The following is a 16,512-nucleotide window of genomic DNA, read 5'->3' as shown; positions in this document are numbered from 1 at the left end:
TAATTGGACGGAATTACCCTTCCGGATTGGACATTTTTAAACCGGATTTCTGCTTGCGCATTTCCCCTGGAGCTACACCGAAATGCTTTTTGAATACCCTGTAGAAATAGCCGACATCCTCATATCCTGCAAGCTCAGCCACGGTCTTGATTGGAATATTTTCATCGGCCAGCCACTCCCTGGCTTTGTCCATCCGCAGCCCGAGAATATAATCCGTGACGTTGCAGCCGTACTCCTGCTTGAACACTTTGCTTAAATATTCCTTGCTGACAAAAAAAGCTCTCGCCAGCCCGTCCAGCGTTACCGCCTCAGCAAAATGCCCGTCAATATACAACCTCACTTCCTCCAGATTGAGCTTGTTTTTGAACTTGCGCTGCCCGATGAGCTGCTCAAGACTTGCTTCATAGAGCTCTGTCAGATATGCTGATACGCTCTCTGCCGATGCAAGTGCCGTATGGGGAATCTCCGCTTTCAATAAGTCTTCCTCCAGACCGTTTCCCCGGATGAGCTCCTTCAGCAGCAGCAGCATTTCACTTGCCGCCTGCCGGAAGACGCCGGGCCCCTTTACGCCCTCATGCTCCAGCTCTCTGCCAATCCCTTGCAGGACCGAATTTACCCCCTCGGCATTCAATTCGTTGAAATGCACACGCATCCGCTGTTTGTAAGAGGACAGCCACAACGACACATCAATATCCAGCGCATATATGCTCTGCCCTCTGCCGGCCTCCTCCAGTTCCCTCCGGCATTTGTCCAGCACAGCGTTCAATTCCTTGGGGTCAATCGGCTTCAGCAGATAATCCACCGCCCCGTACCGGAGGGCATTCCGGGCATATTTGAAATCATCATAGCCGCTGACTACAATGACTTTGATCTCCGGGTTCCGCTCATGAAGATTATTCATCAGCATCACGCCGTCCGCGCCGGGCATGCGCATGTCGGTGATTACGATATGCGGCGACAGCTCACTGATCAGGCGCAGCGCTTCCCGCCCGTCCTCGGCTTCGCCGGCAATCTCCATTCCAAGCTCCGCCCATGCGCCGAACGTCCGCACAATGTCCCGGTTCCAGCTCTCATCATCCACGAGCAGCACTTTTATCATGGTCGGTTCATTCCTTTCGGTTATAAATTGAACATGAAAATCCAATAATTCAGGTTCTGCCCTGTCTGCGCGGAATGTTTGGACTTCCGGCCGCTGTTATGTTTGGATTTCCTGATTTTATTCCGCTGTCTGCGGTAGAAATCCAAACATAAAGCATATGCTTACGAAGCCAGCTTTCCTGCGGAAAGCTCTCAGGCGGTCGCTACCGCTCCTCCAGTTCCAAACTTCCACTCCGACACTTTTCCCTCATTCATAAAAATTTCAAGTTCAATTGATATAGTTCATTTTTATAGAGGAATGGTTACGGTCACTGTGGTTCCCTGTCTTTCTGTACTCTCTACCCGAATGCCATAGCTGTCGCCAAAATGCAGGTGAATCCGTGAAGCCACATTGCTCAGTCCGATCCGCTCGCCATGGGTCCACAGCTCCCCGCTGCGCCGGGTCAGCCTGCCCTGCAGTTCGGCAAGCCTGTCCGGCTCGATCCCCACCCCGTTGTCACGGATGGTGATGACTGTATCCTCTCCGGCGCGGGCCACTTGAACCTCCAGCTCCCAAGGGCCTTCCTGCGGCTCCAGGCCATGGAAAAAAGCATTCTCCACAATCGGCTGCAGGCTCAGCTTCGGAATGAAACTGCCCAGTGTCTCTTCATCCACCTCAAGGCTGTAATTCAGCCGGACGGCGAACCGCTGCTGCTGAATCTGCATGTAGTTGTTCAGATGGTTCAGCTCCGCCCGCAGCGGCGCCAGATCCTCCGGCTCGCGGATGATATAGCGGAACATATCGCTCAGCGACCGAATCACGCCGTAGCTTTCGGCCGGGCTGTTCTTGAACAGCATGCTGCCGATCATCTGCAGGGTGTTCTGCAGAAAGTGCGGGTTGATCTGCGCCTGCAGCGCTTTAAGCTCGGCACTCTTTTTTTCCAGGCTGATCAGGTATTCCGTCCGGATATGCTCGCGGATGCGGTGCGACATTTGATCCAGCTTCGTCTCCAGCAGGCCGATCTCGTCCACACGGTTGCTGAGCCGCACCTCCCGCTCCTTCATCATGCCGAAGCCTTGAATCGAACGGGCCAGACTCACTATCGGAGTCGCCAGCCGCCAGGCGAGAATGACAGCGAGCAGAATCGCGACAACTACAGACACGGCACCGATAATCAGACCAAAGTTCATGGTCGCCAGCGCGCTTTTATTAATGAAGCTGTTCGGGATCACTGTGACCAATTTCAGACCCACCGGGTCAATGGTGTTGTAGAACACATATTCATGATCGCTGCGAAAATACCCTTGCGTCTCACTGGTGCCGGCGATCCGGTGAAGTGTAACAGCAGCCGGAGCACTGCCCCATGGCTGGTACAGCACTCTGCCGTCAGCTCCGGCGATAAATACCGTATGCTCGTTTCCCCTTCCCAGCAGGTCCAGTGTCTGGTCGAGCACACCCCAGCGGATCTGCAGGGAGATACCGCCCAGCTTCTCCTGATTCTCAAAACGGTTAATGCTGCGGATGAGCTGGAACTTGGTGCCATCCGTGCTGTCCGTTGTGATCATGAAATCCTTATTCTGGTCGAACAGCAGCTTATAGGGTGCCGGAATCGCAGCCGGGGATTCAATATTGCTCTGCGAGGCATTAATTGTGAACAGCTTGTTGTATTCCTTCAAATACAGCTCCACCCCAACCACATGGTTCCCGGCAGAATAGAACAGATTCGTCAAAGTATCGGTAATATTCCGCTGCGCCGTAAATTGGCTGGACAGGCTCGCTTCCTCAGCATTCGCCAGATAATCGCTTAAATGCGGACTGATCAGCACGGTATAGATCAGATTATTCAGCTGGGCGAACTGGTCGCCGAGATAGACACCGGTCCATTTCATATTGGAGAGATTCGTGCTGATCACTTCAGCCTCCATAGAGCGGCGGGTGTTCTCGGCAGCGAGCGCTGTAATCGCCACAATAGGCACTACAGCCAGGCCGATCATGGTCAGAATGAGCTTGTTGCGGATACTCCGCCGGAAAGGACCGGACAGCTTCATCATCCATTTAGCTAACATTGTGCACTCCAGCCCCTTTGCATCTCTTGCCGTAGTGTATCCCAAGGCAGAATGGAATATATAGCAAGCAGAAACGGCTTTGCCGTCCTTTTAAAGGACGATACCGTTTCAGCGAGAAATAGAAGGATAATTTATTGCGTGAAGCATATAAATTCTTATATTTTAGCAAAAAACTAACGCCCCGCTATTTCCGGACGTTAGTTCATTTGGAATAAAGCTACGCTGAGCTTAACCCAGCACTAAAGTATGAAAGGATTCTGCTTCAAGCTCAAAGGAGTACAGCGATGACCCGCTGCGCAAATGCAGCATCCGTGCCTCCATATAAGGGTTGGCGATAACCAGCGTCAGCCGGCCCTCCGGTGTGCGGAAAGCGACAGCATGTCCGCTCCACGGCCCCCTCAGCCCCACCCTTACCGAACCCGGCACGGCGTAGCGGGTGAAATGCTTCATCACAAAATACTCCGGGTTGAGGATAGCCTGCCTGGAGGCAGGATCAATGGTCAGCATAGAGTTCTGCTCCCAGCCCCAGGTGCTGCGCCCTTTGGGGGCAAGCGCCATATTCCAGTAGATATAGGCGTTGACTCCGTTCATAAAATAGTGCTGATACATGCCAAAAATATATTTGGCGTAAAACCAGGTATTCTCCCCGTCGCCGCATTCATTCTCCGTCTGCATATAGCGCAGTTCAGGGTAGCTCTGCACCGTACGCTGAATGGCATGTTTGCCTGCCCACTGGTAGCCGACGCCCTTAACATATTTATAGGCTTCCGGATCACCAAGCACCACCCCGGCAAAAGCATCATGATCGCTGGACTTCTTCTTCAGCCATTCATCCCACGGCTCCGGGGCGTTGATCGTGCCGAGCCAGATTTCCGTATCCAGCCCATGCTGCTCGAACGCCGGTCCGAGATAATCGCGGATGAAAATCTTCAGCTGCTCCCCGGTCCAGACACAGGAAGGGAACTTCTGGTCGGCGACCACTTCATTTTGCACATGCACCTGATGTATGGTAATGCCCTCTGCCCTGTAGGCCTCTACGAACTTCACGAAATAGAGGGCATAAGCAGCCAGAATCTCCGGCTCCCAGCGGAGCGTGCCGTAATTATACGCCTTGGGAAATTTCATCCACGTTGGCGGACTCCAGGGAGAAGCGAATAATTGGAGCTCCGGGTTCAGCGCCAGAGCTTCCTTGATATAGGGAATCAGCAGCTGCCGGTCCCGCTCAATGGAGAAATGCTCCATCGCGTAATCGCCATCCGTTTCGTTCAGGCTGTACCAGTCCAGCGCATAATCGCTGGCTCCGATCGGCAGCCGGCAGATGCTGAAGCGCTGTTCTCCCTCGGGATGGAACAAGTCATACATCACTCTGGCCCGTTCATCATCCGGCAGCTGGCCCAGTGCGGCATAGCCCAGTTCATTGAAGCAGCCGCCGAAGCCTTCCAGCGTCTGGTAGCTGTCATCCGTAACCGTCAGATTGGCCGGTGCCGCTTCCTCCGTTCCCGGTACTCTCGCCTCCGGCACCTGACGCTCGGTCCAAGGCGCCTGCTCTGTGCTGGAATACCATTTGAGATTTATATCCGTCATCATTTGTACCCTCCATGTGAGCTTAAGAATTCAGCAGGCTTACCGGAAACTTCTTTCTCAGGTATGCCCCACTATAATTATGATTACGCTTTCATTATACCTTGAGTGTATCGCTGATGTATTGGACAATTCAGCAATCTGGAATTGGACTATTTTAACCTTGCTCCTGTTAATATCTTTCATAATCTCGAGTTCCTCTCCGGCAGGTCATCCAAAAGGCAGCAAACCCGGGTCAGGGCTGCTGCCTTTTTTTATACAATCCTAATCAAGTTCCCTAGCCGTTAATGCTCTGCTGCTGCCGGTTGTTATTTCGCCGCCAGTGCATTCAGCTCGCGCAGATCCTGAGCCAAATCCTCTTCGGTGTATTTCCCCTGCCCGAAGCCGATCATAGCCCGCAGCGGCATATATTTCATCATCGCCACGAACATTTCCGGATTATCCTCCATCGCACTTTCAAGTCCGAAAATACTGCTGAATTTCTTCGCGCGCTCTGCCGTAAGCGGATTGTCCAGCAGATCCCCGACTGTCGAATTGCGGTGGAAGCTCACTGGAATCTCCGTTGTGGAAGCCACTTCAAGGGAAGCGCTCAGACGGATATCGCGGGAAGAAGCGCCGACCCCAATCCGGAAGGCTCCGCTCTCGACATGCCATTCGCCAAGCTGCACATTGTAATAGGCAAAGGCGCGTTTATCCAGTGTAAAAGAAACCCCGCGCGCCTCTCCGGGCTGCAGTTCTACCTTCTGGAAGCCTTTCAGCTCCTGGAGCGGACGGATGACGCTGCTCTCCACGTCACCCACATAGAGCTGGACGATCTCCTGTCCGGTCCGGCTGCCGGTATTCTTCACAGTTACGGTGACCTGAACGGTGTCTGTATCGCGTATGCTGGTTTTATCCAGCACCAAGCCGCTATATTCGAATTCGGTATAGCTCAGGCCGAAGCCGAACGGGAACAGCGGCTCCATTTCTTTTTTGTCATAGTAGCGATAGCCGACGAACACCCCTTCCTTGTACTCCACCTTGTCGCCTTCACCGGGGAAATTCAGGAACGACGGGTTGTCGCTTAGCTTCACCGGGAACGTTTCGGCCAGTTTCCCGCTTGGACTCACCACGCCAAAGAGCAGGTCGGCAACCGCCCCGCCGAAGGCCTGCCCGCCCAGGTAGCCTTCCAGAACCGCCTTCGTCTTGCCGATCCAGGGCATTTCCACCGGGGAACCGTTGCTCAGCACCACGATAATGTTTTCCTGCACCTGAGCCACCGCCCCGATCAGTGCGATATGGCTTGCGGGCAGGGACAGATGGCTGCGGTCATACCCCTCCGACTCGTATCTGTCCGGCAGTCCAAGGAACAGCACTGCGGCATCCGACTTGGCGGCTGTATCGCGCGCTTCACGCAGAAGGTCTTCGTTCACCTCATCGCTGCCCAGCTCATAACCCTGCGCATACAGGAAGCTTGTTGCCTCCCCCGCCACCGCCTGCAGCTCCGCAAAGGCATCATCCAGCTTCGTCGGATTCACATGCGAGCTGCCGCCCCCCTGATAACGCGGCTTCTTCGCGAACTCACCGATGATGGCAAGCGTGCCTTGCGGAGCCAGCGGCAGAAGGCTGCCTTCATTCTTCAGCAGCACCATGCTTTCCCTGGCCACCTCACGCGCCAGAAGGTGGTGTTCGCCCGGCTCAAACGAGAGGTTCTCTTGACGGTTCTCCACCCGTTTGTAAATAAAGCTAAGCAGCCGCTCCACCGCAAGGTCCAGCGTCTCCATGGACAGCTCGCCGCTGTTCACGGCGGCAATGATTTTGGCACCGCCGATCCCTCCGCTTGATGGCATCTCCAGCTCAAGCCCGGCCTGCAGCGCCTTCACCCGCTCGTTCACAGCCCCCCAGTCGGACACTACGAAACCTTCAAACCCCCACTCATCCCGGAGAATCCGTGTCAGCAGCGTTTCGCTTTCCGAAGCATATTCTCCGTTTACCCGGTTGTAAGAGCACATAACGCTCCATGGCTGGGCTTGTTTCACTGCCCCTTCGAAGCTCGCCAGATAAATTTCCCGCAGCGTCCGTTCATCAATCACGGCATCGGTGGACATTCTGCGGTGCTCCTGGTTATTGGCGGCAAAATGCTTCAGCGATGTGCCCACACCCTGGCTCTGTACTCCCTGAATATGACTCGCAGCCATCTCCGAAGACAAATATGGATCTTCGGAAAAATATTCAAAATTCCGCCCGTTCAGCGGGGAACGTTTGATATTGGTGCCTGGCCCCAGCAGAACGGCCACATCCTCAGCCTGGCATTCCCTGCCCAGCGCTTCACCGACCCGGCGGATCAGCTGCCGGTTCCAGGAAGAAGCAAGTCCTGCCGCCGAAGGAAAACAGGTGGCAGGCACACTGTTATGAAGACCCAGATGGTCTGCGCTCTCCGCCTGTTTGCGCAGGCCATGCGGACCATCTGTCATCATCACAGACGGGATGCCCAGCCGTTCAACTCCTTGGGTATGCCAGAAATCAAGACCCGAGCAGAGAGCGGCCTTCTCTTCAAGCGTCAATTGCGAAATGAGATGTCGAATGTCAATAGTCATGGGGAACCTCCTTGAAAGTGCTTTCTTTTTTCCCATTCTAATATACTTTCCGGCAGATTTATGGCAGAATAATTGTATTCTTGGTATTTTCATTGGGTAAAGGATGAGGAAACATGCTGGAGCATCTGGAAGATCATGAACGGATTCCTTATATATGCAGGCTGCTGTACGAGGCTTATCGGCTGCCGGTCACCTGGCTGAATCCGAAAGGCGAAACAGTGCAGGCACTGCATCCGTTTGGCCACACCCGGCCTCCGGTCGAAGGCATCCAAGGGCTTCCGGCGGAAGTTCTGGAAAGGATTCAAGCTGCAGCAGGCAGCCGGAATGATTCAAGAACCGCTGCTTTTCCGCGAATCTGCACAACGGCTTACCTGGAGAATTTCATCATTCTCCCTCTATGCGGAGAGCTGGAGCAGAGTGGGGCCGTCGTCATCGGCCCTTCGCTGTACGCTCCCCTGACCGAAGAAAATGCGGGCACCCTGCTGCGTGACCACAACACTCCTCCTGGAGAACAGGAGGCCTGGCTGCAATATTACCGCCGTCTGCCCGCACTGGACCGGATGCGGCTGTGCCATGCGGCCATCCTGCTGTATACGCTGGCCACCGGCCGGACCCTGTCCGTCAGCGAGCTGCTGCTCGATTCGACACTGCTTCAACCTGCGCAGCTGAGGGACAGCACACCTGATCTGAATCTGTCCTACCGGCGGGAGAACACCTGGCTGCACCATGATCCGAGCCAAGAGCGCGAGCTGTTCCGGCATATCCGCAACGGAGACAAGAGCGGGCTGCTGCAGACACATGCCAGCTTCAACGAAGACCAATACGGGCTGCTCTCCAGGAAAAGCCAGCTGCGCAGCAAAAAAAATCTCGCCATCTCCTCCATTACCCTGGCCACCCGTGCGGCCATTGACGGAGGACTGTTCTGGGAGATCGCTTACACGCTGAGTGATTTTCATATTCAGCATATTGAGGAACTGCAGGATATTCCGGCGGTGGACCGTGCCCAGCTTGCGGCCCTGTGCGAATTCGCCGATCATGTGAAGGATAACCGCAGGTCCAAGCTGTCCCGCACCTCTGCGCTGTGCCAGAATTATATTTTCAACCATCTGTATGAAGAGCTTACTTTGAGCAAGCTTGCCGGAGTTGCCGGGCTGAATGCCAGCTACCTCTCCCAGCTGTTCAAGAAAGAAACGGGCCTTGCCGTCAGCGAATACATCCAGCGGGAACGGATCGAGGAGGCCAAACGCCTGATGGAGTGGCCAGGGATCAGCCTGTCGGATATCGCTACCCGGCTGCATTTTAACGACCAGAGCTATTTCACCAAAGTATTCAAGAAATATACCGGCATCACCCCCAGGGAGTTCCGGCATGACCGGGGGATTACCTGACAGGTAACAAGACTTGGCCGGGGGCCGGGGCTGACTTCTATTCGATTTCTCTACTTCAATCCACTTTCAAGTTCAGCTGGAGATACATCTATTGCACAATATGCAATCAAACTTGTGAAATCTACGCAGTTTTTTTTCCTCACCTGTCTGTGAAGGTTTGCGATGGCCCTTTTTCTCTCACTGGTCACCTAACCTCTCTCACTGATAACCTAACCTTTCTACTGATCACCAAACCTTTCTACTGATCACCAAACATCTCTCACTCGTCACCTAACCTCTCTCACTCGTCACCACGCCGTTGTGTCGTTTCTGCAACGCTCTCCGCAGAAGACAGAGGCATGTCTGCAATAGATTATGGTACAATTCTGGTAAGAGACCTTAAATTTAGGAGGGATAGGATTGGGTATTGGCATCATTTTTATTGTAGTGTTCGTTTATATCGTCGCTAAGGCCATTCTGAGAGATAACAACAAACGCGGCACCAGCGGGAGAAGCAGGAATGATTCCGCCGATAGCTTCTTCTTCACAGGAAACGGAGCGGACCTCACCCCGGGAGACAGTCAAAAACATCATTCCGGCCATCCTCATCATGACGGGAACAACGGTAATGGCAGCCACAACAATCATAGCCACGGCGGTAGCAGCTGGGGCAGCGGACATGGCAATCATGGCGGCTGGGATGGCGGCGGCCATAGCGGAGGCCATAGCGGAGGCCACGACAGCGGAGGTTTTGGTGGCGGCGATTCCGGCGGCGGCGGCGGAGATGGCGGCGGTGGCGGCGGAGACTGAGTCCGTGGACTTAAGAACCCGCTGGCCAAGTGCGGCCAGCGGGTTCTTTTAGGCAAGATCATTGAATCAACCCGCCACGAAACCTGCATTCGTAGACTTTAACTGCCCCGTTCCAGATCTCCTCGTACGTTCTGAACCCCTGGAAATCACCATCCACCATACAATCAACGCCCAATCCTCAGAACATCCAGGGCCATGCTGTATTTCATTCTATGCGCTAAAATGGAAACGGCTCAGCAGAACCTCACCGCTGAAGATCAAATAAACATCCGTATTTCCGGCTTCAATGCCGACAAGAACGGACAGGCTTTTCCACTCCTGGGTTGCACTGCCTGCCGGAATCTCCAGCGTACCTGCCAATTTCCCAGTACGGCCTCCGGTCCGGATCTCCAGACTACCGCCTGTGGCCGAGGATACAAGCCCTTGGAACTCGACTGCACCCTGTGCGAAATCCGCATCCTTGAAGGCGATCCAGGCTCCGTCCGCTGCCGGGTGAATGGATGCGCCGCCCGCTTTGCACTCATCCAGGTACACTTTTTCATAGTCATCGTAGTTCTCGGCTTTGACTGTAGCATACAAATTACGCGGCGGAACAGTATCGCCCTGCACATACACGCGTCCGGTCAGTTGAATATCGCCCGAGGAACGGCCAATGATGACCTCGTAATCACCGGATTCCACACAGTACTGCTCCCGCGTCACATCCCAGAAGGCCAGCCCGGCCACCGGCAAAGTGAAGGCAACAGTGTGCATCTGTCCGGCGGCAAGATGAATCTTCTCGAAACCCATGAGCTGCTTGAGCGGACGCTGCACCCGGGAGGATAAGGCATGGATGTAGAGCTGGACCACTTCGTCGCTCTCCACCGCACCGGTATTTTTAACTTCCACCGATAGGTTAATTATTCCATCCGGCTGCAGCTCATGCTCCGCCAGCGACAAATTGCGGTAAGCCACCTGCGCATAGGTCAGCCCATGGCCGAACGGATACAGCGGCTCGCCGTCAAAGTACATGTAGGTTCTTTTGCCTTTGATAATATCGTAATCCATCAGGCCAGGAAGCTGATCCACGGAACGGTACCAGGTCATATTGAGTTTGCCCGACGGGCTGTAGTCCCCGAACAGAACATCCGCTACCGCGTTGCCCAGCTCCTGACCGCTGTGGGAGGTGTACAGCACCGCCGGAATATTCTCATCAATCCATGTGGAGGAAATCGGGTAGCTGCCCACAATAACTACTACAGTGTTGGGATTGGCTTCGTAGACTGCCTTGACCAGACGTTCCTGCTCTTCCGGGAGCACAATATCCGGACGGTCGATTTCTTCCTTGCCGTTCAGCAGCGGATGGTTGCCGACGAATACGACAGCGACCTCTGCGGCTTTGGCCGCCTGGACTGCAGCTTCTACACCGTTTACAACAATCTTTTTGTGGAAGGTGTGCGCTTCGGTACTGGCATCCTGTTCACCAACATGCAGGGTGCCATCCTTTTCGCGAATTGAGATCAGTTTGTCATTCCAGGTGCGCAGGCTGACCGCCCCCCCTTCTTCCGGCACCAGATTCAGCGATTCCTTCACGTACCAGCCATAGATTTCATCCGCAGAAGCTGTCAGGGTGCCGGCATCGTTCAATGTTACATACTGTCCCCGGCTGGTGGCTTCCAGCGTATGGGCCGTCCAGCCCCAGGCCGTATGGCGGAATAATTCTCCGCGCTCCGGCACATCATGCAGCACTGCCAGCCTTCCTTCTTCCCCAGTCATTCCCACGGCCTTGCCGCTGGCTGCCGAAGTCAGAATAATGCGGTCGTCCCCGCTCTCAAAAACAACCTGCTTCCCGGCCAGCTTCTTGGTCACACCCTGCAGCGGAGTCACGCCATAAGCCAGAGTGCCGGAGTACCAGTCTCTGAAGGCTTCATCCGCCAGTGGCCCAATGACTGCGGCTTTGGACAACTCTTTTGAGCGGAGCGGAAGGGCAGCATTGTCATTCTTCAGCAGGACGATGGACTGCTTCGCGGCTTCCAGGGACAGCTTGCTGTGTTCCGGGCTGAGAATGACGGAATCGTCAATGGCTGCGTACGGATTGCCTTCCTCAGGATCGAACTCGCCCAGGCGGAAACGGACCCGGAATGTATTGAAAAGCGCGCGGTCCAGATCCCCCTCAGTCAGCAGACCTTCGTTAAGCGCCTGATGAATAACCTTAATCGTTTCCTCCGTTTCCTCTGTCACACTGTCGATGCCGTTTTTGATCGATTCTGCCATGGACCGGGCGAACGATTCGTAATATTTATGATCTTTTACAATCCCGAACAAATCTCCGGCATCGCTTACAATAAAACCGTCCATTTCCCATTCGCCCTTCACAATCTCCATGACTGCCGGATGCAAAATCACCGGAACGCCGTTCACCGAGTTGTACGCCGTCATCATCGACTGCGCGCCGCCCTCTTTGAAGGCAGGCTTGAAGGCTTCGAGATAATACTCGCGCATATTGCGCGGATCTATGCTGGACGAAGCTACTCCACGGTCAATTTCATTGTTATTACCCAGGAAATGCTTGAGCGTTGCTACCGCTTTCAAATACTTGGGGTGGTCGCCTTGAATACCCTTCACCAGTGCAGTGCTGAGGCGGCCTGTCAGTACGGGGTCCTCGCCATAAGCCTCTTCCGTTCTGCCCCAGCGCGGGTCGCGCTCCATATCTACTGTAGGCGCCCAAAGAGTCAGGCCATTCACCGTCGGATTTTTACGGTAAAACGCTCTGGCTTCATCCCCAATCGCTTCACCGATTTTCTGCACCAGCTCCGGGTTCCAAGTGCAGGCCAATCCGCCAGGCTGGGGAAAAGAAGTGGCTGCGCCCAGCCAGGAAATGCCGTGTGCCCCTTCCGTACCATGCTTATAGCCGCCTACTCCTAAACGCTCGATGGCTGCTTGATATTGGGGCATCAGGCTTACCTTCTCATCCAGCGTTAATCTGGAGAGCAGGTCCTGCACACGTTCATTCAGCTGCAATTCAATTTGTTCAAAGGGAAAGGTTGCGGTTTCCATTGGGCAGACACTCCTTTTGATCTTTATGATAACGGTTTCATCTATCTTTCCTATCATAAAAGATTTCCGCCGGGAGCAACACCTGAACAATTGACAGAAAAATCAGTTCAAAATTAGAGATTCGGGCGGGGAGCTGCGCCGGGCCCGAATCTAAGATGGGCAGGCGCCCCAACAACGGCATTTCTGCCGTTGTTTCCGGGTTCCCCGGCCGCAGGCGCCCCAACAACGGCATTTCTGCCGTTGTTTCCGGGTTCCCCGGCCGCGGGCGCTTCAACAACGGCATTTCTGCCGTTGTTTCCGGGTTCCCCGGCCGCGGGCGCTTCAACAACGGCATTTCTGCCGTTGTTTCCCGGCTACCCGGCCGCGGGCGCTTCAACAACGGCATTTCTGCCGTTGTTTCCCGGCTACCCGGCCGCGGGCGCTTCAACAACGGCATTTCTGCCGTTGTTTCCCGGCTACCCGGCCGCAGGCGCCCCAACAACGGCATTTCTGCCGTTGTTTCCGGGTTCCCCGGCCGCAGGCGCTTCAACAACGGCATTTCTGCCGTTGTTTCCGGGTTCCCCGGCCGCGGGCGCTTCAACAACGGCGTTTCTGCCGTTGTTTCCGGGTTCCCCGGCCGCAGGCGCTTCAACAACGGCATTTCTGCCGTTGTTTCCCGGCTACCCGCCCACAGGCGCCCCAACAACGGCGTTTCTGCCGTTGTTTCCCGGCTCCCCGGCCGCAGGCGCTTCAACAACGGCATTTCTGCCGTTGTTTCCCGGCTGCCCGGCCTCAGGCGCCCCAACAACGGCGTTTCTGCCGTTGTTCGTTCCACCTCCAGCTCCCGAAGCCTCAATTACCATAGCTGGTCGTCCGAGAATGAATAAATCACCTCATAGCGATAAACTCTACTGCCGCTTTTAGTAGGCACAGGTCTGAGTCTCCCCTTCGCACAAAGAGCCTGCAGCGTATTTCGAACCGTCCGCAGGTTAATCCCAAGCTCCTTGCCCAGGTCAACCGGGCGGATCATTCCATCCCGGGACACAGCTAGCCGGATCATCTCCCGCTCCAGACGGGTAAATTGCCCCACCGCATTGATCCCGCCTATAAAAGGAGCCACTAGGGACCTAATGAGCGAAATTGTAAGCTGCGGACTACCTTCGAGATCGTCATAGGGAATTGAAACTACCCGATAGCCGGCAATTTGCAGAAATGTTTCCCGGTTGAGCTCCTGCCGGTAACGGGTGCGGTCCATATTCTGCACATGCGGGCCGTAGCCCTTCACTTCGAACGCGAATTTGACCTGTCCCGGCTTCCAGACCAAATCCACATAATAAGGTCTACCTCTCCAATCTGCGACCTCATATTCGGGGTGAAGATTCTGTAGCGATCCCATCAAAGGCCACCATACCTGCTCCAAAAACATACGCTCTCCATGACCATGCCCCCGTTCCAGCCGGTCCCTCCTTTCTCCTTTTCTCCGGCCTATGTGATACTTGATCCATGTGCTGTACGCTTCTTGAAATCCCATAAGGTGCACTCCCCTTCCCATGGACGCAAAAAAGTCCCGCACCCATGAATCCATGAGTACGGGACGTGCTTCGTCCTTATTTAAAGCTAGTATAGGGTTTACTTGTTTGAACTGTCAATTCATGTGCAGCATTTTCTTGGAACAATTTAGCGCAATACCTGCCACTCCCCGCGCTTCCTTTCATCCTGTTTCAGCCAACCGCCAAGACATATGCTCTATAGCTTACTCCCTTCTCTGCCGAACCTGCCCCCCTCAAGTCGTTAAAAACCTCCGCGCATCCGGCGAGAGGCCGGTGACGTTCTGATCCCCGCTGGTGATAACATAGGTGCCTTCCAGAATAGAATGAGGCGGGCGGTCCCGCACTTCCTTGGGGGAGAGGCCATATCTGGCCTTGAACACCTTGTGAAAATAGGAGTAGGTGCCGAATCCGCAGCTTCCGGCGATATTTTCCAGTCCCAAGTCGGTATAGCGGATTCGCTCCAGGGCATTGGACAGTCTGATCTCCTGGGTGTAGTGAATGATCGTATACCCCGTCAGTTTTTTAAAAAGATGCACCGCACGGGAGACGCTTAACCCGGCAGCCGCGGCAACCTCCTCCACCCGCAGCGGGCGCAGGGCATGCTCGTTGATATACCGCTGCATCAGCAGGACCAATTCGTTGGAACGTACCTGCAGGTCCTGCCGGGAACCTGACTCCTCCGCAAGCCGGTCCAGCGACAGACATAAGGCACACAGCAGATGCCGGATCAGCTCGGGATTGACCTGTACAATCCGGTGCTGCTCGATGCTGAGCTGCTGCCATAGGGACAGCATTCCGCCATCCAGATGAATCCGCTGCTGGATCTTACGGGGCCGGGCCTTCCACCACTGTTCGATCCACGAGCCTTCGCAGAGCAGGTAATAATCTCCGCTTTCTATCTTTCCGTCTATAGCCTCAACCTCTAAATGATACAGCTCGCCAGGGGGATAGATCAGCAGATCTCCAGGCTCAATCAGTCTCATTTTCCCGTGCACCAGCGCCCTGCAGCTGCCCAGCACCTGCAGCCGGAACAGAAAAAACGGCGGCGGCGTAAAGGAGGTTTTGAAGGGCAGCGTATGAAAAGAGTACGCGCAGGCATGCAGCCTAAGATCCATAATCTCACCGTCCCAGCCAAATAGTAGAGGTTTTCGAGCAGATAAAACATTCTTTAATCATCAATAATTAACTATACTATAACCAAATGAAAGATAAAGCCGCAAGCTGCTTCTGAAGGAGACGTTCCCGTAAAAATGATGACCCGTACCCGCAATCTTTTCCGAATTCCCAGTTATCCCGTCTTTTTGATCTGCATGATGCTGCAGGGGATGGCTATATCCATCAGCTCACCTTTTTTGGCTGTTTATTTCACCACTAAGCTTGGCGTATCCGCAGGCATCTTCGGTGTTTTTACGGCTGTAACCATCATAACCGGCGTATGGCTCAGCATGTGGATTGCCAAACGTTCCGACAGCGGACTGAACCGCAAAAAGCTGATGGTCACCGCCATGTTTTTTAATGCGCTTGCTTTTGCCGGCTACCTCTTGATCCATGAGTTCTATGGGCTGCTGCTGTATATGGCCGTATTCACAGCGCTTGGCGCTCCGGCCATGCCACAGCTGTTCGCCAGTGCGCGGGAAGCTGTCAATGCCAGCAAGTCCGCAGATCATGCTTTTGCCAATTCTACGCTCCGGTCCATGTTTTCACTCGGATTTATTGCCGGTCCGCTGGCCGGCTCGGTTCTGATCCATTATTTCGGATTCCCGGGAATCTTCATGAGCACCGTGCTGATTTTTCTTATGAACGCCCTGCTGGTTGTTATCTTTGTAAAAGCTCCTGCCGCTCCGCCGCAAACTGCAGGCAGCAAGCAGCAACAGCCTGTCAAGCTCCATCAGAACCGTCGGGTTCTGGTTCCCTTTCTGGTATTGACGCTGCTCTATTCCGGGCATTGGATCAACAACTTGAATATTTCCCTGTTTATCACGGACACGCTCGGCGGGAACACGCAGAATGTCGCATCGGTATCGAGTATTTGCGCACTGCTTGAGATCCCGCTGATGCTTGTGCTGGGCCTCCTGTCCGCCAAATACTCCGCCCGCCTGCTCATGGTCTGGGGGATTGTGCTGGGAGCGGCTTATTACATTGTCGTGCTGGCCTCAACCTCACTGTGGATGATTATCGCCGGACAGGTGCTGCTCGCCTTTTTCGTAGCAGTTATTTCTGCCATTGGCATCAGCTATATCCAGGATTTGCTCCCGGACCTGCCTGGATATGCTTCAACGCTGTACACCAACTCCACTACCATCGGAAGGCTGTTTGGCAGTCTGGCCGGAGGAGCGGCGGCGCAGTGGTTCGGGTACAGAAACGCCTATTGGGTATGCCTGCTGCTGGGAATGGTCTCGCTGGCCTTGCTTGCACTCCCCCGGCGTTCTGCGGCAGAAGAGGCAACCCGCTCAGCCAGTATCACATAAC

Annotated in this window: 11 protein-coding genes; 3 read left to right on the top strand and 8 right to left on the bottom strand. The window is 54.5% G+C overall.

The genetic code is table 11. From position 1 onward, the window contains the following. Positions 1 to 13: 13 nt before the first annotated feature. The 4 genes from PGRAT_RS08410 to PGRAT_RS08395 all read right to left on the bottom strand — a co-directional run bounded on the left by PGRAT_RS08410 (position 14) and on the right by PGRAT_RS08395 (position 7,301). Entirely contained in the window at positions 14 to 1,099 is a 1,086-nt protein-coding gene (locus tag PGRAT_RS08410; protein ID WP_025703402.1) for a response regulator, read from the bottom strand. Between the two features lie 287 nt (positions 1,100 to 1,386). Then, complete coding sequence (locus PGRAT_RS08405; protein WP_025703403.1) at positions 1,387 to 3,144, bottom strand: sensor histidine kinase; 1,758 nt, start codon at positions 3,142 to 3,144, stop codon at positions 1,387 to 1,389. Positions 3,145 to 3,372: 228 nt separating this feature from the next. Next, positions 3,373 to 4,728 carry a glycoside hydrolase family 30 protein gene (locus PGRAT_RS08400; RefSeq protein WP_042267928.1) on the bottom strand — a complete coding sequence of 452 codons (1,356 nt, stop codon included), beginning with the start codon at positions 4,726 to 4,728 and terminating at the stop codon, positions 3,373 to 3,375. 305 nt (positions 4,729 to 5,033) lie between these two features. Then, a complete protein-coding gene (locus PGRAT_RS08395; protein WP_042266375.1) occupies positions 5,034 to 7,301 on the bottom strand; it encodes a glycoside hydrolase family 3 C-terminal domain-containing protein in 2,268 nt (755 codons plus the stop codon). 113 nt (positions 7,302 to 7,414) lie between these two features. Here PGRAT_RS08395 and PGRAT_RS08390 point away from each other — a divergent pair, with 113 nt between their 5' ends. After that, on the top strand, positions 7,415 to 8,689 hold the full coding sequence (locus tag PGRAT_RS08390; RefSeq protein WP_042266373.1) for a helix-turn-helix domain-containing protein: 1,275 nt from the start codon (positions 7,415 to 7,417) through the stop codon (positions 8,687 to 8,689). A 399-nt stretch (positions 8,690 to 9,088) separates the two neighbouring features. Beyond that, a complete protein-coding gene (locus PGRAT_RS33110; RefSeq protein ID WP_042266371.1) occupies positions 9,089 to 9,478 on the top strand; it encodes a hypothetical protein in 390 nt (129 codons plus the stop codon). 210 nt (positions 9,479 to 9,688) lie between these two features. On the opposite strand, the gene PGRAT_RS08380 is transcribed toward PGRAT_RS33110, so the two are convergent. The 4 genes from PGRAT_RS08380 to PGRAT_RS08360 all read right to left on the bottom strand — a co-directional run bounded on the left by PGRAT_RS08380 (position 9,689) and on the right by PGRAT_RS08360 (position 15,158). Further along, the gene (locus PGRAT_RS08380; protein ID WP_025707578.1) at positions 9,689 to 12,514 is read right to left on the bottom strand and encodes a glycoside hydrolase family 3 protein; all 2,826 of its coding nucleotides are present in this window, start codon (positions 12,512 to 12,514) and stop codon (positions 9,689 to 9,691) included. 37 nt (positions 12,515 to 12,551) lie between these two features. Further along, on the bottom strand, positions 12,552 to 13,328 hold the full coding sequence (locus PGRAT_RS33105) for a hypothetical protein (protein WP_156124055.1): 777 nt from the start codon (positions 13,326 to 13,328) through the stop codon (positions 12,552 to 12,554). A gap of 21 nt (positions 13,329 to 13,349) precedes the next feature. Further along, positions 13,350 to 14,024, bottom strand: coding sequence for a hypothetical protein (locus PGRAT_RS08365; RefSeq protein WP_025706413.1), 675 nt, complete (start codon positions 14,022 to 14,024; stop codon positions 13,350 to 13,352). Positions 14,025 to 14,276: 252 nt separating this feature from the next. Beyond that, on the bottom strand, positions 14,277 to 15,158 hold the full coding sequence (locus PGRAT_RS08360; protein WP_025706414.1) for a helix-turn-helix domain-containing protein: 882 nt from the start codon (positions 15,156 to 15,158) through the stop codon (positions 14,277 to 14,279). 135 nt (positions 15,159 to 15,293) lie between these two features. Here PGRAT_RS08360 and PGRAT_RS08355 point away from each other — a divergent pair, with 135 nt between their 5' ends. Continuing rightward, on the top strand, positions 15,294 to 16,511 hold the full coding sequence (locus PGRAT_RS08355) for a sugar efflux transporter (RefSeq protein ID WP_025706415.1): 1,218 nt from the start codon (positions 15,294 to 15,296) through the stop codon (positions 16,509 to 16,511). The last annotated feature ends 1 nt before the right edge of the window (position 16,512 follow it).

Source organism: Paenibacillus graminis, assembly GCF_000758705.1.
Lineage (GTDB): Bacteria > Bacillota > Bacilli > Paenibacillales > Paenibacillaceae > Paenibacillus_AQ > Paenibacillus_AQ graminis.
Note: the sequence above shows the minus strand (reverse complement) of the source record. Positions and strands in the feature narration are given on the sequence as shown.